The 22475-nt window shown below is 70.4% G+C and carries 26 protein-coding genes; 13 read left to right on the top strand and 13 right to left on the bottom strand.

The window, feature by feature from the left end:
* The first annotated feature begins 256 nt into the window (after window positions 1–256).
* Genes DI269_RS19915 through DI269_RS19905 form a run of 3 tightly spaced genes read left to right on the top strand, consistent with a single transcriptional unit; the run spans window position 257 to window position 2158 of the window.
* A complete protein-coding gene (locus tag DI269_RS19915; protein ID WP_408612312.1) occupies window positions 257–742 on the top strand; it encodes a deaminase in 486 nt (161 codons plus the stop codon).
* 10 nt (window positions 743–752) lie between these two features.
* Window positions 753–1547: a sulfurtransferase gene (locus DI269_RS19910; protein ID WP_112139057.1), complete on the top strand. Its 795-nt coding sequence runs from the start codon at window positions 753–755 to the stop codon at window positions 1545–1547.
* Entirely contained in the window at window positions 1544–2158 is a 615-nt protein-coding gene (locus tag DI269_RS19905) for a hypothetical protein (RefSeq protein WP_112139055.1), read from the top strand. The genes DI269_RS19910 and DI269_RS19905 overlap by 4 nt, the downstream gene beginning before the upstream one ends.
* Window positions 2159–2436: 278 nt before the next feature.
* On the opposite strand, the gene DI269_RS19900 is transcribed toward DI269_RS19905, so the two are convergent.
* The 4 genes from DI269_RS19900 to DI269_RS19885 form a co-directional block, all read right to left on the bottom strand.
* Complete coding sequence (locus DI269_RS19900; RefSeq protein WP_112139053.1) at window positions 2437–3123, bottom strand: metal-dependent transcriptional regulator; 687 nt, start codon at window positions 3121–3123, stop codon at window positions 2437–2439.
* Window positions 3120–4475, bottom strand: a complete 1356-nt coding sequence (locus DI269_RS19895; protein WP_198667575.1) for an RNA-guided endonuclease InsQ/TnpB family protein — start codon at window positions 4473–4475, stop codon at window positions 3120–3122. The genes DI269_RS19900 and DI269_RS19895 overlap by 4 nt, the downstream gene beginning before the upstream one ends.
* Before the next feature lie 63 nt (window positions 4476–4538).
* A complete protein-coding gene (locus DI269_RS19890) occupies window positions 4539–5507 on the bottom strand; it encodes a sigma-70 family RNA polymerase sigma factor (RefSeq protein ID WP_112139051.1) in 969 nt (322 codons plus the stop codon).
* A 151-nt stretch (window positions 5508–5658) separates the two neighbouring features.
* Window positions 5659–6297 carry a trimeric intracellular cation channel family protein gene (locus DI269_RS19885; protein WP_232822831.1) on the bottom strand — a complete coding sequence of 213 codons (639 nt, stop codon included), beginning with the start codon at window positions 6295–6297 and terminating at the stop codon, window positions 5659–5661.
* 180 nt (window positions 6298–6477) lie between these two features.
* Between DI269_RS19885 and DI269_RS19880 the strand changes: the two genes are divergently transcribed.
* Window positions 6478–7767, top strand: coding sequence for an RNA-guided endonuclease InsQ/TnpB family protein (locus DI269_RS19880; protein WP_112139049.1), 1290 nt, complete (start codon window positions 6478–6480; stop codon window positions 7765–7767).
* Between the two features lie 13 nt (window positions 7768–7780).
* On the opposite strand, the gene DI269_RS19875 is transcribed toward DI269_RS19880, so the two are convergent.
* Window positions 7781–8023 carry a DUF3039 domain-containing protein gene (locus tag DI269_RS19875; protein ID WP_112139065.1) on the bottom strand — a complete coding sequence of 81 codons (243 nt, stop codon included), beginning with the start codon at window positions 8021–8023 and terminating at the stop codon, window positions 7781–7783.
* Window positions 8024–8090: 67 nt separating this feature from the next.
* On the bottom strand, window positions 8091–8438 hold the full coding sequence (locus DI269_RS19870) for a DUF3099 domain-containing protein (RefSeq protein WP_112139047.1): 348 nt from the start codon (window positions 8436–8438) through the stop codon (window positions 8091–8093).
* A 71-nt stretch (window positions 8439–8509) separates the two neighbouring features.
* Here DI269_RS19870 and dtd point away from each other — a divergent pair, with 71 nt between their 5' ends.
* Together dtd and DI269_RS19860 are read left to right on the top strand one after the other, a co-directional pair.
* On the top strand, window positions 8510–8932 hold the full coding sequence (dtd, locus tag DI269_RS19865) for a D-aminoacyl-tRNA deacylase (protein WP_112139045.1): 423 nt from the start codon (window positions 8510–8512) through the stop codon (window positions 8930–8932).
* A gap of 60 nt (window positions 8933–8992) precedes the next feature.
* Window positions 8993–10705: a DEAD/DEAH box helicase gene (locus DI269_RS19860; RefSeq protein ID WP_112139044.1), complete on the top strand. Its 1713-nt coding sequence runs from the start codon at window positions 8993–8995 to the stop codon at window positions 10703–10705.
* A gap of 98 nt (window positions 10706–10803) precedes the next feature.
* Here the strand turns inward: DI269_RS19860 and DI269_RS29175 are convergent, their stop codons facing one another.
* The 3 genes from DI269_RS29175 to DI269_RS19845 all read right to left on the bottom strand — a co-directional run bounded on the left by DI269_RS29175 (window position 10804) and on the right by DI269_RS19845 (window position 13654).
* Window positions 10804–11043: a DUF7455 domain-containing protein gene (locus tag DI269_RS29175; protein WP_091053111.1), complete on the bottom strand. Its 240-nt coding sequence runs from the start codon at window positions 11041–11043 to the stop codon at window positions 10804–10806.
* Between the two features lie 294 nt (window positions 11044–11337).
* Window positions 11338–12939 carry an RNA polymerase sigma factor gene (locus DI269_RS19850; RefSeq protein WP_112139042.1) on the bottom strand — a complete coding sequence of 534 codons (1602 nt, stop codon included), beginning with the start codon at window positions 12937–12939 and terminating at the stop codon, window positions 11338–11340.
* A 202-nt stretch (window positions 12940–13141) separates the two neighbouring features.
* Window positions 13142–13654, bottom strand: a complete 513-nt coding sequence (locus DI269_RS19845; protein ID WP_112139040.1) for a LytR C-terminal domain-containing protein — start codon at window positions 13652–13654, stop codon at window positions 13142–13144.
* Between the two features lie 349 nt (window positions 13655–14003).
* Between DI269_RS19845 and DI269_RS19840 the strand changes: the two genes are divergently transcribed.
* Window positions 14004–14300 carry a DUF4193 domain-containing protein gene (locus DI269_RS19840; RefSeq protein ID WP_091053105.1) on the top strand — a complete coding sequence of 99 codons (297 nt, stop codon included), beginning with the start codon at window positions 14004–14006 and terminating at the stop codon, window positions 14298–14300.
* Window positions 14301–14374: 74 nt separating this feature from the next.
* Here the strand turns inward: DI269_RS19840 and DI269_RS19835 are convergent, their stop codons facing one another.
* Complete coding sequence (locus DI269_RS19835) at window positions 14375–14821, bottom strand: DUF3093 domain-containing protein (RefSeq protein WP_198667573.1); 447 nt, start codon at window positions 14819–14821, stop codon at window positions 14375–14377.
* Between the two features lie 97 nt (window positions 14822–14918).
* On the opposite strand from DI269_RS19835, the gene dut reads away from it, so the two are divergent.
* The 4 genes from dut to DI269_RS19815 are packed head-to-tail and all read left to right on the top strand — an operon-like array spanning window position 14919 to window position 17251.
* Window positions 14919–15398, top strand: a complete 480-nt coding sequence (gene dut, locus DI269_RS19830; RefSeq protein WP_112139036.1) for a dUTP diphosphatase — start codon at window positions 14919–14921, stop codon at window positions 15396–15398.
* Window positions 15391–16134 (top strand): DUF3710 domain-containing protein, encoded by a 744-nt coding sequence (locus tag DI269_RS19825; protein WP_157975106.1) that lies wholly within the window; start codon window positions 15391–15393, stop codon window positions 16132–16134. The genes dut and DI269_RS19825 overlap by 8 nt, the downstream gene beginning before the upstream one ends.
* Window positions 16134–16508 (top strand): OB-fold nucleic acid binding domain-containing protein, encoded by a 375-nt coding sequence (locus DI269_RS19820; RefSeq protein WP_112139032.1) that lies wholly within the window; start codon window positions 16134–16136, stop codon window positions 16506–16508. The genes DI269_RS19825 and DI269_RS19820 overlap by 1 nt, the downstream gene beginning before the upstream one ends.
* A gap of 35 nt (window positions 16509–16543) precedes the next feature.
* Window positions 16544–17251, top strand: coding sequence for a DUF3159 domain-containing protein (locus tag DI269_RS19815; protein ID WP_157975105.1), 708 nt, complete (start codon window positions 16544–16546; stop codon window positions 17249–17251).
* A gap of 53 nt (window positions 17252–17304) precedes the next feature.
* On the opposite strand, the gene DI269_RS19810 is transcribed toward DI269_RS19815, so the two are convergent.
* From DI269_RS19810 to DI269_RS19800, 3 genes are all read right to left on the bottom strand, one after another.
* Window positions 17305–18450, bottom strand: coding sequence for a lytic polysaccharide monooxygenase (locus DI269_RS19810; protein ID WP_112139030.1), 1146 nt, complete (start codon window positions 18448–18450; stop codon window positions 17305–17307).
* 111 nt (window positions 18451–18561) lie between these two features.
* Window positions 18562–19227, bottom strand: coding sequence for a potassium channel family protein (locus DI269_RS19805; RefSeq protein ID WP_112139028.1), 666 nt, complete (start codon window positions 19225–19227; stop codon window positions 18562–18564).
* Window positions 19227–19892, bottom strand: a complete 666-nt coding sequence (locus tag DI269_RS19800) for a potassium channel family protein (RefSeq protein WP_112139061.1) — start codon at window positions 19890–19892, stop codon at window positions 19227–19229. The genes DI269_RS19805 and DI269_RS19800 overlap by 1 nt, the downstream gene beginning before the upstream one ends.
* A gap of 156 nt (window positions 19893–20048) precedes the next feature.
* Here DI269_RS19800 and DI269_RS19795 point away from each other — a divergent pair, with 156 nt between their 5' ends.
* Together DI269_RS19795 and DI269_RS19790 are read left to right on the top strand one after the other, a co-directional pair.
* Window positions 20049–21080 (top strand): S66 peptidase family protein, encoded by a 1032-nt coding sequence (locus tag DI269_RS19795; protein WP_112139026.1) that lies wholly within the window; start codon window positions 20049–20051, stop codon window positions 21078–21080.
* Between the two features lie 67 nt (window positions 21081–21147).
* Window positions 21148–22475, top strand: a 1328-nt coding sequence (locus DI269_RS19790; RefSeq protein ID WP_112139024.1) for an APC family permease, incomplete at its 3' end; no start/stop codon positions are given.

The raw sequence follows: 22475 nt of genomic DNA, 5'->3' as shown, positions 1-22475 counted from the left end.
GGCCGCGACCCGGTCGATCCGCCGACCGGGCGGCGCGCCGGGGGCGGGCTGCACGGTGCGGCCGCCCGCAGGCGGCGCCTGGGTCGGAGCTGGAGGGGACTGGACGGCCAAGACTGCTGCACCTCAACTCGAATTCGACTCATCTGTCTCCGCCGCGCGCACGTCACCGTGGCTGGAGTGTCGGGGGACCCCCACATGGTATCGGCCCGCGGCAACGGACGCTGGCTGCCGCCTCACCCTATTGCGGGCCGGTACGGTGGGCGGCGTGCAGCATGCGGAGACGACGCCACCCGACGACCGACGACCCTCCGAAGAGGATGATGCGAGGTGGATGGCGCGCGCCTGCGACCTGGCCCGCCGCTGCCCGCCGTCCCAGACCGCGTTCAGCGTCGGCGCCGTGATCGTCGCGGACGGAATCGTCGTCGGCGAGGGCTGGTCGCGCGCCGAGGACCCGGGCGACCACGCCGAGGAGGTCGCCCTGCGCCGCGCGGGGCCCGCCGCCGCGGGCGCGGTCGCCTACTCGTCGATGGAGCCGTGCGCCCGCCGCGCCTCCCGGCCCGAGCCGTGCGCGTACCTGCTCGCCGACGCCGGGGTCGCCCGCGTCGCGTACGCGCTGCGCGAGCCCGCGAACTTCGTCGACGCCCCCGGCGGCGACGCGTTCCTGCGCGAGAACGGCGTGGAAGTGACCGAGATGCCCGAATTCGCGGCGGCGGCCGAAGGCCCCAACGCGCACCTCCTATAACCTGGGAACCATGAGGCCATTGATCGAAGCCGACCAGGCCGCCGCCTGGACGGAGGCGGTCCGCATCGACGTCCGATGGACGCTCGGCGGGCCCTCGAAGGAAGCCGAGTACGCCGCCGGGCACGTCCCCGGAGCGGTCTGGCTCGACTTCGACCGGGACGTCTGCGGGCCCGTCGGCCCCGTCGGCGGCCGCCATCCGCTTCCCGATCCCGAAGCGCTCCAAGCGGTCCTGCGCGCCGCCGGCATCGACGACGGCGATCCCGTGCTCGTCTACGACGACGGCGACGGCATGTCCGCCGCCCGCACCTGGTGGACGCTCCGCTGGGCCGGGATCGAGGACGTCCGCGTCCTCACCGGCGGCTTCAAGGCCTGGGCCGGCGCCGGACTCCCGTTGGAGACCGAGGCCCCGGCACCCGCCGCGGGGAACGTCACCGTCCGGCCCGGGAGCCTCCCGGTCCTCGACGCCGACGGCGCCGCCGCCTGGGCCGCCGAGCACGACCTGGTCGACGTGCGCTCGCCCGAGCGCTACCGCGGCGAGGTCGAACCGGTCGACCCCGTCGCCGGGCACATCCCCGGCGCGCTCAACCGCTTCCTCGGCGAGGACGACCTGACCGACCTCGACCGCGTCCGCGCCCGCTACGAGACCCTCGACGCGCCCGCGTTCTACTGCGGCTCCGGCGTCGGCGCGGCCCGCAGCGCCCTCGCGCTCACCGCGGCCGGGCGCCCCGTGCCGCCCCTGTACATCGGCTCGTGGAGCGACTGGGCCTCAAGGGGCCGCGAGATCGCCACCGGGGAGGAATCGTGAAGCGGCTCCTGATCGCCGTCCCGGCGGCCCTCCTGCTCCTCCTCGGCGCGTGCAGCGACGAGGCCGACCCGACCGGCACCGACGAGGTCGACACCGCCGCCAACGAGGGCGACGCCTCCGAGGGGGACTCCGCGCCGGTCGAACTCGACCTCGCCGACGCCGCGGGCGCGTGCCCGTACATCGACTCCGCGCTGCTGAACTCGACCACCGGCGAGGACTTCCGCTTCGCCTCCGGCGGGCCCGGCACCGAGGAGGGCGAAGAGGCCCCCGCGCAGCTCACCTGCGCCGTCCAGACCGGCGAGGCCGCCTACCCGGACCTGACCGTGTTCGTCATCGGCACCGAGGCGAAGGTCGAGGTGTACGAGGACGAACTCGCCGACGGCACCGAGGCGATCGACGGCCTCGGCGAGGCCGCCTACTGGATCGTCCACACCGAGAACACCGGCGCCGGCCCGTCCCTGGAGATGGGCTGGTACGACGGCGGGACCATCTTCGAGATGCGCTACACCACGCCCGAAGGCACCGACCCGGCCGCCGTCGAGGGCCTCGTCGGCGGGTTCACCGAACTCGCCGTCGGCATCGCCGCGGCCCACGCCGAAGCCGCCGGATAAGAGACGACGAGAACGGCCGCCGGATCGCGATCCGGCGGCCGTTTCCCGTCCGCACGCGAGCGCCCTCCCCGCCGGGGGTGCGGGGAGGGCGCTCAGGTGCGGAGTGCAGTTCGGGGGGGTTCAGCCGGGTCGGCTCCCAAGGGAGCTACCGCGCGATTGAAACCGTTTCCAACGCTTTGGACAGCCTACTCCCCGGTAGTCCGGTGGTCAAGACTCAAGCACGTGCCTGAAACGACCGGACGTCCCGACGAAAGGGCTTGCGCCGCAAGCGATTCGGACTAAACGACAGGAACGGCGAAGATCTTCGCGGCGTCGTCCACCGACAGGCGCAGCGCCCGCGATCCGGAGGTCACCGCGACCTCGCCCTCCTGGCGGTCGATGACGACCTCCGCGCCCGGGTCCACGCCCGCCTCGTGCAGCGAGGCCAGCAGGTCCGGGTGCGTCTGGGCCGACTCGCACAGGCGCGTCACGCGCACCTTCGCGCCGGGGGAGACCACGCTCATGGGCCGCTCGTCGGCCTCGTGCGCGGCCGTCACCGCGTCCTTGTCGAGCTCCGACAGGCCGGGGATGGTGTTGCCGTACGGCGAACGGGTGGGGTGCTGGAGCAGCTCGTACACGCGCTTCTCGACGGTGTCGCTCATGACGTGCTCCCACTTGCACGCCTCGTCGTGCGCCTCGGTGTACGACATCCCGATGACGTCGACCAGGAGGCGCTCGGCGAGCCGGTGCTTGCGCATCACCGCGACCGCCTGACGGCGGCCCTCTTCGGTGAGTTCGAGGTGGCGGTCGCTCTTGACGTTCAGCAGGCCGTGGCGCTGCATCCGGCCCACGGTCTGCGAGACCGTCGGACCGCTCTGCTCCAGCCGCTCGGCGATCCGGGCGCGCAGCGCGGGCACGCCCTCCTCTTCGAGTTCGAGGATCGTGCGCAGGTACATCTCGGTGGTGTCGACGAGGTCCGTGGTCACAGCTTCGTTCCTTCACTTTGTCCGCCCGCAGGGCACCGAGCGGGGTGGGTCAAGTAGCCGCCAGACCCCCTGTCTGCACCAATGATGACTCCGTCTCGCCGTGTTCGCCACATCGGCTCGACTTCCTCCGGTGGGACGTGCGCCCCGTCGAAGCGGACCAGCCCGGCCCGTGAAGCTACATTCATCGCACCCACGCGATCGGCATGATCATGATAGCCGCAACGGGTGCAGTGGAAGACCTCCCGATGCCGGTTCTCACCACAGGTGTACCCGCAGTCCTGACGCGGGCACTTCTGGGAGGTATAGGCGGGGTTCACTGCCTTCACTTCGCGACCGGCCCATGCTGCCTTGTACGCGAGGAGATTCAGGAACTGCCGCCAGCCGGCATCGAGGATCTTCCGGTTCAGCGCGGCTTTCGCGGCCGCGCCGTTGGCGAGGTGATCGCCGGGCCGATCGGGGTCGGGTCTCGGTTCGACGCGACGTGTCATGCCCTGGACATTGAGCGCTTCAACGGCGATCACATCGAAGCGCCGGACCAGGTCGAGCGCGGTCTTGTGCGCGAAGTCCGTTCGCTGGCGCGCGACCCTCCGGTGCAGCTTCGCGGCCCTCTCTGAAGCCAACCGGTGCCTCTTGGTCCGTTCGGAGTACGGCACCCTTGCAGGGAAAGCAGCGAGTGCTCGCTGCGCTTCGGCGATCTTCGCCGCCGAAGCCTCGAGGTGCTTCGGATTGGGCACGTGCTCGCCGGCCGAGGTCGTCGCGAAACGGGTGATGCCGAGATCGAGCCCGATCGCTCTGCCGGTCTTCGGCCAAGGCTCGGGAACGGCTATTTCACAGGCGAGCACGATGTACCAGCGACGGCCTTCTCGCTTGACCGTGATCGTCTTGATCCGGCCCTCCAGCGGCCGATGCCGGTGCACTCGCACGTGTCCGACTCCCAGGAGCCGGACCCTGGTCACCGGGTCGTCGCGATTCGGATCCCATCCGCACCCGTTGCCATGCTGCGGCCAGGTCACCGAGTCGAATCGTCGAGCAGAGCGAAAGCGGGGATGCCCGGGCTTCCGACCGGCGCTGCAACGGCGGAAGTAAGCGGTGTAGGCGTGGTCCAGTCTCCGGAGCGTGGCCTGCTGCGAACCGGCCGCCCACCGGCCCTGGCCCTCGGGGTCGTCTCGCCGTACGTCTTTGAGCTGGCCGCATTGATCGAAGTATCCGACCCGTTCCCTGCATTTCGACCAAGCGGTACGCCGCTCTTCCAATGCGGCGTTGTAGAGCTCGCAATGGTCCTTGAGCATGGCTTCGAGCGCACGCTGCTGTTTGACCGTAGGTCGCAGCAGATACTTGAAGGCCCGAATCACGCCCTAACCATATGAGCGGGGTACGACAAGAACAGGGCTGCAATCGCTGAGGCGTGAGGGACCTCACGCGACATAGTCGGCGAGCCGACCCGCGTAGTCGGGCTGGCGGAGGCGGTGCAGCGCGTTCTTCTCGATCTGGCGCACGCGCTCGCGGGAGAGCCCGAAATCGGCCGAGACCTCCTCAAGCGTGCGCTGGCGCCCGTCGTCGATACCGAAACGCAGGCGGAGGACCGTTTGTTCCCGCTCGGGCAGGGACGCGAGGACGTTCGCGATGTGGCGGCGCAGCAGCGCGTACGAGACCGCGTCGTCGCTGGCCCGCTCGCGCGGCAGGTGCGCGACCAGGTCGCCCAGCGCCGTCGAGTCGTCCTCGCCGACGGTCTGGTCGAGGCTCACCGGCTCGCGGTCGTAGGACATGAGCTCCAGGACCTTGCCCGGGGTCGTGTCGAGCTCGCGGGCGATCTCCTCGTAGCGGGGCTCGCGGCCCAGCTCGGCCATGAGGTCCTGGCGCACCCGGTTCATCCGCTTGATCTGGTCCACGGTGTGGGCGGGGACGCGGATCGTGCGGGACTGGTCGGTGACGGCCCGGTTGATGGCCTGGCGGATCCACCAGGTGGCGTACGTGGAGAACTTGTAGCCCTTCTGGTAGTCGAACTTCTCGACTGCGCGGATCAGGCCCAGGTTCCCCTCCTGGATGAGGTCCAGCAGGCTCATGCCGGCGCCGGAGTAGCGCTTGGCGACGGACACGACCAGGCGCAGGTTCGACTCCAGCATCCGCTGCTTGGCGGCGCGGCCGTCGGCGGCGACCCGGGCGAGGTCGGCGCGGAAGTCGGGGTCGGTGGTCTCGGAGATCCGGCACTCGGCCATCAGGCCGGCCTCGATGGCCTTGGCGCACTCGACCTCCTCGGAGGCGGTGAGCAGCCGGTGCTTGCCGATGCCGTTGAGATAGGCGCGCACGGGGTCGCCGGAGTACTCGGTCGCGCGCTGCGCCGGTCGCTGGGCCGGACGCTGACGGATGCTGTCGACAGGTGCCATCGGATTCGCCTTTCGCTGCATTCCCTTCCCGTGCGGGTAGGGAACCCGCACCAGGCCCGGCGGGCACCGGGCTTGGGTTTACCAGCTTGCAGCGGTTTTCGCGTTTTCAGATCCCCCGGAGCGAAGGGTGGCACGAACCCGGGAGACAGGATCAGAATTTCGGCTTCGGGGCCTCCCAGCGATACCTGATGGCCACCATCCGTACAACGAAGATCGTCGCGATGGCGATCAGCATCAGGGTCCAGTGCCCGATCTGGGACTCCCACCGCGCGCCCACGGCGACGATGACCGACCCGACGACCGCGGCCATCGCGTAGAAGTCCTCGCGGAGCACCGCCGGGATCTCCTGGACCAGGACGTCCCGCAGGATGCCGCCGCCGATACCGGAGAGTACTCCGACGATGCAAGCGGCGTAGACCGCGAAGCCGTAGTCGAGGCCCTTCAGCGTCCCGACCACGGTGAACAGCGCGAGCCCGGCGGCGTCGAGCACGAGCATCGTCGGGCGCATCCGCGAGAGCGCCGGGTGGAACCGGAACACCACGAGCGAGGCGATCACCGCCACCAGCGGGTAGCGCCAGTCGGTGAGCGCGAGGGGCTTCGCGTCGATGAGGATGTCGCGCAGCGCGCCGCCGCCGAGGGCGCACAGCGCGCCGATCACGACCACGCCGAACAGGTCGAGCCGCTTGCCGACCGCGGCGCTCGCGCCGGAGGCGGCGAACACCGCGATGCCGAGCAGCTCGGCGACCAGGCTCAGCGTGCCGGGGACGATCTCCAGGATTTCGGTCTCCACCAGTGCGTTATAGCAGGCAGAGCCGCATCACACCGCGAGTCCCGGGGAAGGTGCGAGCGGCGCTCCGCGCCGCCGGGTGTTCGGGAGGGTTCCGTCCTCGAACTCGGGGGAGGGTCCGGCGCACGCCCGCCCGATTGCCGGATCTGTATCGATGTCATGCCCGTGGGTTAGGTTCGTGAAGTGTTTCTTCGTTACCGATTCCGGGTATATCCGACGGCGCCGCAGCGAGTCGCACTCGCCAGGTCGTTTGGGTGTGCGCGGGCGGTGTTCAATGACGCGGTCGAAGCGAGAAGGCGTGCGCGCAGGGATGGCACGGCTTACCCGTCCACGGCGACCTTGTCGAAAGCGTTGATCATCGAGGCGAAGCGCACTGCTGAGCGGGCGTGGCTGGGCGAGGTGTCGGCGGTGGTGTTGCAGCAGGCGCTGGCAGACGCGGACCGGGCATACCGGAACTTCTTTGCTTCGCTTGCGGGGAAGCGTCCGGGCCCGCGCATGGGCCCGCCGCGGTTCAAGCGCCGCACGGGTCTTCAGTCAATCCGGTTCACCCGCAACGCCCGCTTCTGCGTACTCGGGAACGGGCGGCTTCGCCTTCCGAATGTAGGAGATCTGAAGGTTGCCTGGTCACGGGTCCTACCCTCCGAGCCGACCTCGGTCACGGTCAGCAAGTCACCGACCGGGAAGTACTACGTGAGTTTCGTGGTCGCGGTCGAGGACTGCGCAGAGGAGTTGGAGCCGATTGCCGACCCCGATGCGGAGACCGGAATCGACCTGGGGTTGAAGGATTTCGCGGTCCTGCGCGGGGGAAGGGTCATCGAGAACCCGCGGTTCTTCCGGCGGCTCGAACGGAGGCTTGCGAAGGCGCAGCGCGTCCTGTCCCGGAAGACGAAAGGCTCGGCCAACCGGGCCAAGGCCCGTCTCCGAGTCGCGAGGATCCACGAGCAGATCAAGGACACACGCACGGACTGGGTGAACAAGCAGGTCAAGGCGTTGGTGAGCGAGAACCAAGCTCTCTATGTCGAAGACCTCAACGTTCACGGCCTCAGCCGCGGGCGTGTTGCGAAGTCGGTGCACGACGCCGCGTTCGGGATGTTCCTCACACGGCTCGAATCGAAGGCCGCCCGAGCCGGGCGGACCTTCGTCAAGGTCGATCGGTTCTTTCCCTCGACCCGGCTGTGCTCGACGTGCGGGGTCCTATCCGGGCCCTCGGGTCTGGAGGGCTTGAAGGTCCGTTCGTGGGTATGCGGGTGCGGCGCGGTCCACGATCGCGATGTGAACGCTGAAGTGAACATCCGCCGTGAAGGCAAGCGGCTCGTCGCCGGGGGACACTCGGATACGCAAAACGCCTCTGGAGGAGACGTCAGACCAGGGACACCTGGCAGACTCCGAAACCCCCGTCAGGGGAAGAACGAGGAACCCGCCCGTAGCCGGACCGCACCCGCGGACCGCGAGCCGGGAATCTCCGTCCGTTAGGACGGAGAGGATGTCATTTCTGCATCTTCTCGTAGATGTCCTTGCACTGCGGGCAGATCGGGAAGCGGTCGGGGTCGCGCGAGGGGACCCACATCTTCCCGCACAGGGCCTTCACCGGGATGCCGTCGACCATGGCGGCCATGAGCTTGTCCTTCGGCACGTAGTGCGAGAACCGCTCCTCGTCGCCGTCCTCGTACGTGTAGTTCGGCTGGGTCTCGGTCTGCTCTTCGAGCAGGGTGGAGCCGCCGCCGTCCAGACCACCGGTCCCGGTCTCGGGAAGTCCGCTCACGTTGATCCACTCCTCATCGCGCGGGCAAGATCCGTCAATCTTGCCACGCGTACGGCCCTAACTCCGAATCGATCATGGGCCGGTCGGGCGCGGGCAGCGTCTCGGCGCGCCTCTGGCGGTGGAAGAACGTCCCGGGGCGCTTGACCAACCGGTCGTTCGCCAGGAGCACGGCCAGCCACGGCAGGATCGCCATCCCGGCGACGCCGAAGACCAGCCACAGCCACAGATAGGGGACGTCCGCCATGACGAGGATGCCCAGGAGGATCACCAGGGCGCCTCGCACGGACATCATCAGGACGTAGCGGATGGTCCGGTACCGGCGCTCCTCTTCCAAGGAGATCGCCGCATCGGTGATGACCGCTGTCTTCTCACGCCGACCCACGCTGTGCCGTCCTTTCCGCCCGCCCACCCTGCTTCGAGCGTACGCCTGGGCGATAGGGGAGGATCGGGGGCATGAGAGCAGTCGTCCAGACCGTGAGCGAGGCCGAAGTCACCGTCGACGAGGCGAGCGTCGGCGCGATCGGCGCGGGGCTCCTCGTCCTCCTCGGCGTCACCCACACGGATGGAGACGACGAGGCGCGCTGGATCGCCGAGAAGATCTGGAGGCTCCGGATCATGGAGGACGAGCAGTCAGCGTCCGATCTGGACGCGCCGGTCCTGCTGGTCAGCCAGTTCACCCTCTACGCCGACACGCGCAAGGGCCGCAGGCCCTCCTGGAACGCCGCGGCGCCCGGACCGGTGGCCGAACCCCTGGTCGAGGCCGTCGCGGCCCACCTGCGGGCCCTGGGCGCGCACGTGGAGACCGGGAAGTTCGGCGCCATGATGCGCGTCCGCAGTGTCAACGTCGGCCCCAACACCATCCTGCTGGAGCGCTGAACGTGACCCAACTCGCGGCCTAAAATCAACCGGGTCCGTCGTCCACCGGAAGGAGCCCGCATGATCCCGGCCGCCCCACCCGAATCGCTTCCGTCGCTTCGGGTCTGGCAGCGCAAGGCCATGGTCGCCTACCACCGGGGTCAACTGCGCGACTTCCTCGCGGTCGCCACCCCGGGCGCGGGCAAGACCACGTTCGCGCTGCGCATCGCCTACGACCTGCTCGCAGACGGCACCGTCGACACCGTCACGGTGGTGTGCCCGACCGAGCACCTGAAGGTCCAGTGGGCGGGCGCCGCGGCCCGCTTCGGCATCCAGCTCGACCCGGCCTTCCGCAACTCCGACGTCCACAGTGCCGCCGACTACCACGGCGTGGTCCTCACCTACGCGCAGATCGGCGCCGACCCCGCGGTGCACCGCCGCCGCACCCTCGCCCGCCGGACCCTGGTGATCCTCGACGAGATCCACCACGCCGGCGACGCCCGCTCCTGGGGCGACGGCGTCAAGACCGCGTTCGACGAGGCCGAGCGGCGCCTGGCGCTCACCGGGACGCCGTTCCGCAGCGACGACAACCCGATCCCGTTCGTGGAGTACGAGGAGTACGAGGACGGGGCGAAGCGCTCGCGCGCCGACGCGATCTACGGCTACCGGGACGCGCTGGCCGACGGCGTCGTCCGCCCGGTCATGTTCATGGCCTACTCGGGCCAGGCGAAGTGGCGCTCCAGCGCCGGCGACGAGCTCAACGTGCGCCTGGGCGAGCCGCTGACCAAGGACCTCACCAGCCAGGCGTGGCGGACCGCGCTCGACCCGGCGGGGGAGTGGATCAGCCAGGTCATCCGGGCCGCCGACCGGCGCCTGTCGTCGCTGCGCGCCGCGGGCATCCCGGACGCGGCCGGGCTGATCATCGCCTCGGACCAGAACTCGGCCCGCGCGTACGCGGGGATCCTCAAGCGCGTCACCGGGAAGAGCGCCACGATCGTCCTGTCCGACGACGCCGGCTCCTCGGAGAAGATCGCGAAGTTCGCGGTGTCCGAAGAGGAGTGGATGGTGGCCGTCCGCATGGTCTCCGAGGGCGTCGACATCCCGCGCCTGGCCGTCGGCGTGTACGCCACGAACGCGCACACCCCGCTGTACTTCGCGCAGGCCATCGGCCGCTTCGTGCGCTCGCGGCGCACCGGCGAGACCGCGTCGGTGTTCCTGCCGAGCGTGGTGCCGCTGCTGAGCCTCGCGGAGAACCTGGAGCAGGACCGCGACCACGTCATCAAGCCGAAGTCCGAGGACCAGGACCCCGAGCTGCTGCTGGAGCAGGCGCAGCGGGTCCTCAACGAGGGCACCGAACTCGGGGGCCAGCGCGAGACCCTGGAGTCGAGCGCCGAACTCGATCAGGTGATCTTCGACGGCGGCTCGTTCGGCCTGCCGGTGCAGGCCGGCAGCCACGAGGAGCAGGAGTACCTGGGCCTGCCCGGGCTGCTGACGCCCGAGCAGATCCACCTGCTGCTCCAGAAGCGCCAGCGCGAGCAGATGTCCAAGCAGGGCGGGGGCGCGAAGACCGAGGTCGCCGAGCGGCAGGCGGCCGAGCCGCCGATGACGAACGCGCAGCGGCGCCTCAAGCTCCGCAAGCAGCTGAACGCGCTCGTGGGCGCCCGCTCGTTCTCCACGAACGAGCCGCACGGGAAGATCCACGCGATGCTGCGCTCCAAGTGCGGGGGGCCGCCGAGCGCGCAGGCGACCATCGAGCAGCTGGAGGAGCGGATCGCGGCGATCCGCTCCTGGTAGCGAAACGGTCCCGTCGGGCATGCCCGACGGGACCGGGAAACGACAAGGGCCCGAGCGGTGATCCGCTCGGGCCCTTGCCTTCTGAAGTCTGGGAGCCGCTAGTTCTCCGAGGCCATGAGGTCGGTGCCGCGCCACTCGAATTCGGGGTCGGCGGTGAAGTCGATGGCGATCGGCACGAGCTTCTCGGCGAACTGGTTCGCGTGGTGGCCGCAGAAGACGAGGTCGCCGCCTTCGGCCAGGGTCACGCGAAGCTTTGCCGCGGCGCTACACCGATCGCAGCGCTCGCCCGCGATCGGACGTTCCTCCGTCTGGGGCGGGGGCGTCAGGGTGGATGTCATACCAGGTCCTCCGCTGCGTTCGGTCGAAGTGAAATGTTCTGTCGGCCTGTTGACCGGCTCGTTCCGTTCAACGCCTGCACTGTACTACCCCTTCCCGACATCGACCGACTGAGACTCGGCTCACTCGCCCTTGACGGTCGGGATAGTTGTTCCACACCGTAGCCCACGGAACGGCGATCGACAACCCGGTGCGTCGTTCGGATACCCACCCGTTCGGGTGATACACACCAGGTCCGGGCCTTGCGTCGGCGGCGACTTCGGGTGCCGTGTAAGCCGACAGCGAACGGATCGGCCCTAATCGAGGTAGTCGCGCAGCACCTGCGAGCGCGACGGGTGTCGCAATTTGGACATCGTCTTGGACTCGATCTGGCGGATGCGCTCGCGCGTGACGCCGTAGACCTGACCGATCTCGTCCAGGGTCCGCGGCTGGCCGTCGGTGAGCCCGAAGCGGAGCCGCACGACGCCGGCCTCGCGCTCGGAGAGGGTCTGGAGCACCTGCTGGAGCTGGCCCTGGAGGAGCGAGAAGGAGACCGCGTCGACGGCCACGATGGCCTCGGAGTCCTCGATGAAGTCGCCGAGCTGGCTGTCGCCCTCGTCGCCGATGGTCTGGTCGAGGCTGATCGGCTCGCGCGCGTACTGCTGGATCTCCAGGACCTTCTCCGGGGAGATGTCCATCTCCTTGGCGAGCTCGTCCGGGCTGGGCTCGCGGCCCAGGTCCTGGAGCAGTTCGCGCTGGATGCGGCCGAGCTTGTTGATGACCTCGACCATGTGGACTGGTATCCGGATGGTCCTCGCCTGGTCGGCCATGGCGCGGGTGATCGCCTGGCGGATCCACCACGTGGCGTACGTGGAGAACTTGTAGCCCTTGGTGTAGTCGAACTTCTCGACGGCGCGGATGAGGCCGAGGTTGCCCTCCTGGATCAGGTCCAGGAACGCCATGCCGCGGCCGGTGTAGCGCTTCGCGAGCGAGACGACGAGGCGGAGGTTCGCCTCCAGGAGGTGGTCCTTGGCGCGGTCGCCGTCGCGGACGATCCATTCGAGGTCGCGGCGCATCTGCGTCGGGATCTCCTCGCCGCCCTCCTTGAGGAGCTTGACGCGCTCGACGGCGTACAGGCCGGCCTCGATGCGCTTGGCGAGCTCGACCTCCTGGGCCGCGTTGAGGAGGGGGACCTTGCCGATCTGCTTGAGGTACGCGCGGACCGAGTCGGCCGAGGCCGTCATCTCGGCGTCCTTGCGGGCCTGCTTCAGGGCTTCGGAGTCCTCCTCGTCCCACTCGAAGCCGCCCTCTTCGTCGTCGCCCTCTTCGTCCTTCTTGGACTTCCCGCGGGCGGCGGTCTTCTTGGCGGCCTTCTTGCGGGTGGCCTTCTTCGCCGGGGCGACGGCGGCGGCCTCGGCCAGCGCGTCCTCGTCGGCGGCGGCGGCCGCGGCGAGGTCGGCCTCGTCGGGCTCCTCGTCGCCGGAGGGGGCGGCCTTCTTCGCGACGGCCTTCTTGGCCGTCTTCTTGACGGCGGCCTTCTTCGCGGCGGTCTTCTTGACGGCCTTGTCCGCGTCGGCCTCGTCCTCGCCCGCCTCGGCGGCGGGGGCGGCCTTCTTCGCGGTCGTCTTCTTCACCGCGGCCTTCTTGGCGGCCTTGGCGGTGGTGGTCCGGGAGGAGGTCGCGGTCCGGGCGGCCGGGACCCGCTTGCGCGTGGAGGAGGAGCCGTCCACGACCACGGTGACATCGGCCTCGGCGAGTGCGCGGAGGACCTTCTTGCCTTCGGCGGGGGAGGCCGACGCCGACTCCAGAACCTGGGCGACCGTCGCGGACGTCAGCTGCCCGTTGCTCTCTCGGGCCAGAGCGAGCAGCGAGTCGGTCAGGGAATTGACGTCTGTGCCGGTGGGACGTGCGTCAGTCACGAGCAACCTTCCGAGGCAATGGCGGGCACGGCGCAGCCGGGCTCCATAGCGGGTGAGCATTGGATATTGGGTCGGCAGCCCAGGTCGGCACAACGACCGGGCAGGCGTGAATTGTAGCGCCGAAAATCGCCTGCGGCCCGTCCGTGATGCCGTTTCGAGCTGTGTTTCCGCATTTTCAGTGAGCGTCGGGGGTGACGGCGGTCTATTCTACCGTGCAGGTGCCCTCGGGTGCCTCGATGCCGCCGCTCTGCGCGAACGACTGCCTCGCGTCGGAGGCGGACCTGACCTCCCTGAAGTCCTCGCCGAGGGTGATCGTGATCGGCTGGTCCCAGTCGAGGGCGAACCCGTCGCGGCCCTCGTAGAAGTACGCGTACGTGTGCAGTCCGGCGGCGTACTGCTCGGGCCCGTACTGGATGAGCGCGGTCCCGTCGTAGGCCTCGGGGGCGTCCCCGGTCTCCACGACGACGAACCCGCGGTCGGCCAGCTGCGCGGCCGCCTGGTCGGCGAGACCGGACTGGTCGGTCCCGTTGAGGACGATCACCTCGATCTCGGAGGGGTCGGGGATCGGCGCGGTCTTGATCTCCACGGCGCCGGGCTCGCAGTCGCTGTTCGCCGACAGCTGCGAGTCGTTCCTGATCGCCCAGAGCGTCACCAGACCCGCGACCAGCGCCAATGCGCACAGCACTACCAAAGCGCGGATACGAGCGATACGCACGGCTTGCCTCCCCGAGTTTCGAACACCAGCAGTTCATCTTCTGTCGCATAGACGAGCCGACGCCCCGCAAACGTTGCCATGGGAAGGCTATCGTGCGCAGGTCGTCTCCGTGGCCGAGAGGCGGTACACTCGCAGCCCTCGTCACGAAAGTGTTTCTCGCCACAATGGGGATGAAAAAGCGGGGAGCATCGTGTATAGGAATGGACTGCACGCGGTAAGGTACGCCGCCTGCACGGAGGAACCGAACCCGCCGGGTCCCGAGCCGAGCCGCCGTGTCACCCGAGCACGCCGGCGGCACCCCGAGCTCGGTCCGGCCCACAGATGCGAACCAATTGGGAGTGGAAAAACGATGGCAACCGACTACGACGCCCCCCGCCGGGACAAGGAAGAGACCCCTGGCCCCGACGGCATCGAGGCGCTGGCCAAGGGGCGCACCGACCAATCCGGGTCGGTCGACGTCGACGAGGCCGAGGTCGCCGAGAACTTCGAGCTGCCCGGAGCCGACCTCGGCGACGAGGAGCTGTCCGTCAAGGTCCTGCCGATGCAGGCCGACGAGTTCCGCTGCTCCTCCTGCTTCCTGGTCCACCACCGGAGCCAGTACGCCAAGGAGAAGAACGGGCAGCCGATCTGCAAGGACTGCGCGTAAGCGCACGAGCGACCCCTCGGAAAGCGCACGGCTCGCGGAATGCGTTCCGCGGGCCGTCTCGCTTGCCCAGGGAGCTAAACGCGGCTGGGCTGCGGGGCCGTGAGGGCCTCGCGCAGGCGCTCAGGGGACCGGGAGGACACGATCCAGTACGGGGTCGGGTCCTCGGGGTCGTCGAGGACGATCCGCACGCCCCGGCTCAGCCAGGGGCGCTGGACGACGAACGCGAGCGGGTGCTGCGCCACGCCGATCGCGTCGGAGTACGCGACGCGTTCGAGGACCTCGACCGAGGCGACCGCCGACATCGGCAGGCGCGCGTCGTCGACGTGCAGCCACACCTCGCCGTCCTCATCGACCACGCGGACCGGCAGGCGCCCCAGCCACCAGCCGCCGACCAGCGGCACCACCAGGACCACGACGCTCGCGGCGACGCGCCACCAGCGCAGGTCGCCCATGTTCGACAGGGCCGCGGCGATGACCGCCAGTGCGGCCACGGCGAGCCAGCCCGCCAGCGGGAGCCTCATGCGCTCGGCGTACCGTTCCCCACTCCTCATATCTGAGACCATATCCCCGCATGAACTGATCCCGGAGCGGCCCGCTGCCGCGAGTGAGAGGAACCCGATGACCGCGGAAGTCCCGGTCGCCCTGCGGCGGCTCGACCCCGACCTGCCCGTCCCCGCCTACGCCCACGAGGGCGACGCGGGCGCCGACCTGTACGCCGCCGAAGGGGTCTCCCTGGCCCCCGGGCAGCGCGCCCTGGTCGGCACCGGCGTGGCCGTGGCGATCCCCGACGGGCACGTCGGCTACACCAACCCGCGCTCCGGGCTCGCGCACCGGCTGGGCGTGACGATCGTCAACGCACCCGGCACGATCGACTCCGGATACCGCGGTGAGATCAAGATCAACCTGGTGAACCTCGACCCCGAGCGGACCGCCGTCATCGAACGCGGCGACCGTGTCGCACAATTGGTTATCCAACCGGTTGTGCGAGCCCGTTTCACCGAGGTCGCCGAATTCGCGCCGACGCAGCGCGGCGCGGACGGCCACGGGTCCACCGGCGGGCACCGCCGACTTGCAGAGGAGAAGATCGAACGTGTTTAAACGGCGACGGGGGACCAAGAAGCAGCGCCCCGCTGAGGGCGCGGTCCTCGACTCGCTGGCGGAGAGCGGCGACACCTACGAGCGCGAGGCCACCGAAGGCCCCTACGACGTCGCCGACGCCCCCGAGGACGACATCCGGCGCATCGACCTGGGAGCGATCCGACTGCCCGTCCCCAAGGGCGTGGGCTTCCAGGCCCAGACCGACGCCAAGGGCAACATCAGCCAGGTCCTGCTCACCACCGGCGCCTCCGCGCTCCAGCTCCTCGTGCGCGCCGCCCCCCGCTCCGAGGGCATCTGGCCCGAGATCCGCGAGGAGCTGACCACCACGGTCACCGGCCAGGGCGGCCAGGTCGAGGAGGTCGAGGGCCGCTGGGGCACCGAGCTCATCGCCAAGGTCGCCACCAAGAAGGGCACCAACTCGGTGCGCTTCTGCGGCCTCGACGGCCCCCGCTGGTTCGTCCAGGCGACCTTCCAGGGCCAGCGCGCCCTCGACGAGGACGCCTCGCCCGAACTCGACGAGGCCCTGCGCAACCTCGTCATCGACCGCGGCACCATCGCCATGCCGGTGCGCGAGCCGCTGCCGCTGAAGCTCCCGCCGAAGATGGCCGAGGAGGCCGCCGCCCGCATCGCGCAGCGCAAGGCCGAAGGCGGCGACGGCAGCCGCGCCATCATCGCCGCCGGGGACACCCCGCGGCCGCAGGTGCGCCGCAAGCCCTCCCCGCGCCCGAAGCGGTAGTGGTCCCCGCCCAGGGGCGCACCGGGCTGCGCGAGTGGTTCAGGCGCCTGGCCGTCCCGCAGCAGGAGCTGTTCGCCGCCGAGGTCCGCCGCGAGAGCGACGCCGACGCCGTGCCGCTCGCCGGGCTCCAGGCCCGGCAGCTCGCGGTCGTCGCCGGGCGCCTGCGGGCCGTCGTGCACCGCACCGACGGCCGGTCCCCGAACGTCGAGGCCGAACTGTACGACGGCACCGGTCAGGTCGCATTGGTCTGGATGGGCCGACGGCGTATCGTGGGCTTGGAGGCCGGGACCAGGCTCGTCGCGCGCGGCCGGGTCGCCCAGCTGGGCGACGGACGCCTCGCGATCTACAACCCGACCTACGAGCTGCGCCCCTGAGCGCGGACCGGCCACATCGACCTGGAAGGCCCGCATTGAGCACCGAGACGCCGAGCCGCAAGCCGGACGCCGAGCAGCAGCAGGCTGGGGACGCCGACGAGCTCCCGCCGTTCACCGAGCAGCTCTCCCAGCAGCTCGGCGGCGTCAAGGGCGTGGTCGAGGCCGCCGTCCCGATCACCCTGTTCGTGGTCCTCAACCCGCTCCTGCCCGAGCAGATGGGGCCCCTCAGCGGCCTCCAGTGGTCCATCGTCATCTCCGCGGCGAGCGCCCTCGGGATCGCCGCCTGGCGCGCGATCCGCAAGGAGTCGATCCGGCACGCGCTCAACGGCCTGTTCGGGATCGCCCTCGGCGCGTTCCTCGCCTGGCGCTCCACCGACGCCCGGAACTTCTACCTGCCCGGCATCATCCAGGGCTCGGTCTACGGGGTCCTGCTCATCGTCTCGGCCCTGGTCCGCCACCCCGTGATCGGCTGGATCTACGCGGTCGTCGCGCAGGGCGGCAAGAAGGAGTGGCGCGAGAACAAGCCGCTCGTCGACGTCCTCAGCAAGATCACGATCCTGTGGGGCGTCGTCTTCCTCATCAAGAACGCCGTCCGCATCTGGCTGTACTGGATCGACGCCGACAACGCCCTGGGCCTGATGACCCTCCTCGGCGGCTGGCCCGTCACCATCGCGCTGACGGCCTTCACGATCTGGGCGGTGCGCCGCCGCATGAGGGCCGTCGAGGCCCTGAACGCGGCCTAGAACGACGCAGAGACGGCCCGGGGCTCCCGCCCCGGGCCGTTCTCCGTTCCCGCCTAACTCGGGAAGCACTCGAACGCCGGGGCGCCCGAGAGCGACCCTGAGACGTTGAACCCGAACTCGACCTGGCCGCCCACGGGTATGGCGGCGTTCCACGCCGCGGGCCCGGCCATCTCCATGCCGCCCATCGTGGAGTGGGTGGCGCTCCACATCTGGCTCACCGTCACCCCCGTGCTCGGCCACGTCCAGTGCAGCATCCACGTGTGGATCGCCTGCGAACCGGTGTTGGCGACCTTCACCTGGACCGTGGCCCCGGAACCCCAGGAGTTGACCGTCGCGGTCGCCGCGCACGCGTACCCGCCGGCCGGGGGACTGGTGGTCGTCCCGGTGGTCGGGGTGGCGCTGGCGGTGGTGGCCGGGTCGGTCGGCGTCGGGCTCGCGCTCGTCGGCGGCGGGTCGGTCGGCTGGCCGGATCCGAACCACACGTCCGAGCACGAGTAGAACGACTGGTCGAAGTGGCTGGCCTGCCAGATCATGAAGACCACGTGGTGGCCGGTGCGGCCGGGGGCCGTGACCGGGATGTCCACGAGGGTCCCGCCGCCGGAGGCGGGCGGGCGGCCGACGCCGGGGTTGATGTCCCCGGTGTCCTTCACCAGTTCGAGGTCGGCCCAGTCGAGCGCGTCGGTCTGGGCGTTGTACCCCTGCTTGGTGACGTAGATGCGGTAGTAGTCCGCGCCGTGGTTGGCCTGGTCCCAGTTGGTGAACGTGAAGCTGCTGTTCACCTGGGTGGTCTTCCAGGGCCCCGGGTCGTCGAGGGGCGCGTACCGGGTGCCGCCCGTCAGGCCGCCGGAGCAGAGGTGGTTGTCGGGCAGGGCCGCCTGGTGGTTGCCGCCGACCTGCTCGCGGTAGAGGCCGTTCCAGTTCCACATGGCGTTGGGGTCGTTCTGCCATGCGGCCCAGCACATCGGGTCCTCCTGCGCCATGTCGGGGTTCTGGAAGTCCGAACCCCACCGCTCCCAGCAGCTGTAGTGCCGCGAGGGCTGGGCGATGGAGGTGCCGTGGCTGGAGGCCGGCTGGATGAACAGGACCGCGGCGGTCCCGGCCGCGACGAGCGCGGCGATGGCGACGATGGCGGTGCGCAGGCGCCGGCGGGCCGGTCGGGTCCGGTCGGCGTGCGGGCCTCGTCTTCGGAAAGTGATCATGATAGCGCTCCCAAAATATAGGAACATTGAGAATCTTCAATGTAACGTGATGCGGGAGCGCATGTAAACCCCACCAGGGGAAATTTCGTCGGATCGCCCGTCCTAAATGGCTCAGCGGGTCTTGCCGAGCATGACCGAGCGGGTCGCGTCCTCGGCGTCCTCGTGGCACACGAACACGAGCTCGTCGCCGGCCTCGACCGTGTCGTCCGGACTCGGCGCGATGACCCGCCGGCCCCGGATGATCGCCACCAGCGCCACGTCGTGCGGCAGCGGCACCTCCGCGACCCGGCTGCCCACGTGCGGCGCGTCCACCGGCAGCGTGATCTCCACGAGGTTCGCCTGCGACTGGCGGAACGTCAAGAGCCGCACCAGGTCCCCGACGCTGACGGCCTCCTCGACGAGCGCGGCCAGCAGCCGCGGCTTCGACACCGAGACGTCGACGCCCCACTCCTCGTTGAACAGCCACTCGTTCTCGGCCCGGTTCACGCGGGCGACCACGCGCGGCACCGCGAACTCCGTCTTCGACAGCAGGCTCACCACGAGGTTCACCTTGTCGTCCCCGGTCGCCGCGACCGCGACGTCGCAGGTCTCCAGGTGCGCCTGCCGCAGGTTCTCCAGCTCGCACGCGTCCGCGAGCAGCCACTCGGCCTCCGGGACCCGTTCGGGCCGCATCGAATCCGGGTCCCGCTCGATGAGGAGCACCTGGTGCCCGTTGCCGACGAGCTCGGCCGCGATGGACCGGCCCACGTTCCCCGCCCCGGCGATCGCCACGCGCATCAGGCACCGCCCTGCGGGGCCGCGCTCGCGATGCGGCGGATCGCCGCCTCGTCGCCGTCCCCCACGAGCATGAACACCTGGTCCCCGTCCTGGAGCACCGTGGACGCGGTCGGCAGCGTGGCCCGCCCGAACCGGTTGATGTACGCGACCCGGTGGCCCGTCGCGTGCTCCAGCACCGCCAGCGCCGTCCCGTACCAGGCCTCGGAGCACAGCACCTCGACCATCGACAGCGACGCCGTCGGGTCGCGCCACAGCGGCTCCTGGCCCTCCGGGATCAGGTGGCGCAGCAGCCGGTCGGCCGTCCACCGGACCGTCGCGACGGTGGGGATGCCGAGCCGCTCGTACACGGTGGCGCGCTGCGGGTCGTAGATCCGCGCGATCACCTTCGGGACGCCGTAGTTCTCGCGCGCGACGCGCGCGGCGATGATGTTCGAGTTGTCGCCCGAGGACACCGACACGAACGCGTCGGCGCGCCCGATCCCGGCCTTCGCCAGGACCTCGCGGTCGAAGCCGACGCCGCGGACCGTGGTCTCGTCGAAGTCGGGGCCCAAGCGGCGGAACGCCTTCGGGTTCTGGTCGATGATCCCGACCGTGTGCCCGCGCTCCACGAGGCTCCGCGCCAGGGACGAGCCCACGCGCCCGCACCCCATGATCACCACGTGCACCGGCACCACCCCTCGATCGGACGTGCTGTGACCTTACCGCGAGGCGCACCGGTCGAGGCCGCTGCGGTGAACAACGGAAAAACCGGCCCAGGGGGTGCGCAAACCACCGTCCCAAAGCGTCTAGACAGTGCACCGCTCATCACGAAGGAGTACGAAATGGACCGCCACCCGTCACTGTCGCGCCGCGCCCTCATCGGCGGCGTCGCCGCCGGAGCCATCGCCGCCGCGGCGACCGCCGCACCGGCCGCCGCGAAGAACCGCGGCTCGAAGCCGCAGAAGCTCGTCCCCGGCGACCTCGTCGTCGTCCCCGCCCCCGGCGGTCCCTCCACCGCGACCGCGGTCGCGCGCGGCGTCGCGATCCTGGAGGGCTGGGGCCTGCGCGTCGAGCTGACCGAGCACGCGCTCGACACGTTCGGGTACCTGTCGGCCCCCGACGCCGACCGCCTCGCGGACCTCAACTACGCGCTGGCGCACCCGGAGGCCAAGGCGCTCATGACCGTCCGCGGCGGCTACGGGACCACCCGCATCATCGACGACGCCGACATCGCCGCCCTGGAAGACCATCCGAAGCTCGTCATCGGGTACTCCGACATCACGGCCCTGCACTTCGCGGTCGCCGAGCAGACCGGCATCCCGAGCCTGCACTCGCCGATGATGGCGTGGTCCTCGAACAACACCCCCGCGACCGCCGAGTCGCTGCGCAGCGCGGTCATGACCGCCGACCCGGTGGTGCTGAAGAAGGACGACACCGTGTCGACCTCGCCCGTCGAGGTCCCCGGTTCGGCGTCGGGGAAGCTGCTGGGCGGGAACCTGTCGCTGATGGCCGCCGAGCCGGACGGCTCGAACTGGCCGGACATGGAGGGCGCGATCCTCCTCATCGAGGAGGTCGAGGAGGCCCGCTACCGGGTCGACAACATGCTGACGCGGATCATCCGGGCCGGGCACTTCTCGGACCTCGCCGGGATCGCGGTGGGCCAGTTCGTGCCGCACCCCGACGACGTGTGGAAGCCCGGCGAGTGGACGATGAACGAGGTCATCATGGACAAGCTCGGCGGCCTGGGCGTCCCGGTCCTCGGCGGCCTCAAGGTCGGCCACGACGTCGACCCGCGCGTGGTCCCGCTCGGCACCGAGGCGGTCCTCGACACCGGCGCGGGCACCCTGACGGTGGAGGCCGCCGTCTGCGATTAGCGAATCGCCTGGGGCCGCGGGGAAACTCGCGGCCCCCGGGTGTGAGGCGGGACGCTACGCTACGGCCGTGACAAGGTCGTGGGCCGTCCTCAAACGGCTGCTGGTGGGCGAGCCGTTCGCCTCCGGGCGCGCGTCCGATCTGGTGCTGTCGAAGCGGTACGCGATCCCGCTGCTCGCGGTCAACCCGATCTCCTCGATCGCGTACGCCCCCGAGCAGGTGTTCCTCGTGCTCGGCCTGGCCGGGACGGCCGCGTACGCGTTCTCGCCATGGACGGGCCTGGCGGTGGCGGCCGTGATGTGCGCGGTGATCGCCTCCTACCGGTACACGGTGCAGGCGTACCCGGGCGGCGGCGGGGACTACCGGGTCGTGGCGGCGAACTTCGGGCCCGGCGCCGGGCGCCTCGCCGCGGCCGCGCTGGTCCTCGACTACATCCTCACCGTGGCCGTCTCGGTCGCCGCCGCCGTCGCGGCCCTCGTCGCCCTCACGCCCGCCCTGCACCCGTGGCGCGAGTGGATCGCGGCCGCCGCGATCGCGGTGCTCGCGGCGTTCAACCTGCGCGGCCTGCGCGTCTCCGGGCGGTTCGCCGCCGGAGTGACGATCGCGTTCGTCGCCGGGATGGCCGCGATCGTCCTCACCGGCCTCGGCCGCCTCGCCGCGGGCGAGGACCTCGCCACCGCGGCCGCTCCCGAGAGCGCCGAGGATCAGCGCGAATGGACGTCCGCGGCACTGTTCCTGCTGTGCGCCAGGGCGTTCGCGGCCGGATCGGTCGCCGTCACCGGCGTCGAGACGTTCACCACCCGCGTCCGGTTCTTCCGGCCCCCGCGCGGGCGCAACGCCGCCGCCGCGATCACCACCGTCGGCGCCGCCACCGTCGCCCTGTTCACCGGGATCGTCGTCCTCGCCTACCTCGTCGGCGCGCACATCACCGTGTCCGGCGGCCAGGATCCCCTCGTGGCGCAGCTCGCCGACGCCGTCTTCGGCGGCTCGCCCGCGGCCCTGTGGCCGGTCATGCTCGCCACCGCCGGGGTCCTGCTCCTCGCCGCCAACACCGCGTTCGTGGGGTTCCCGCAGCTCGCGTCCGTGTTCGCCGAGGACTCGCTGCTGCCGCGCCAGCTCCACAAGCGCGGCGACCGCCTCGTGTACTCCAACGGCATCCTCATCCTCGCCGTCGCCGCCGCGCTCCTGGTCGTCCTCTCCGGCGGCGGCGCGTACGAGCTCATCGGCCTGTACGTCGTCGGCGTGTTCCTGTCGATGGTCCTGTCGCACGCCGCCATGGTCCGCCACTGGCGGCGCGTCCTCGACATCGAACGCGACCCCGGCCGGCGCGCCCGCGCCCGCCGGGCCCGCGCCACCGCCGCCGTCGCCGTCCTCGCCTGCACCGCCGTCCTCGTCAT

The organism is Glycomyces dulcitolivorans (assembly GCF_003265355.1).
Classification (GTDB): domain Bacteria; phylum Actinomycetota; class Actinomycetes; order Mycobacteriales; family Micromonosporaceae; genus Glycomyces; species Glycomyces dulcitolivorans.
Note: the sequence above shows the minus strand (reverse complement) of the source record. Positions and strands in the feature narration are given on the sequence as shown.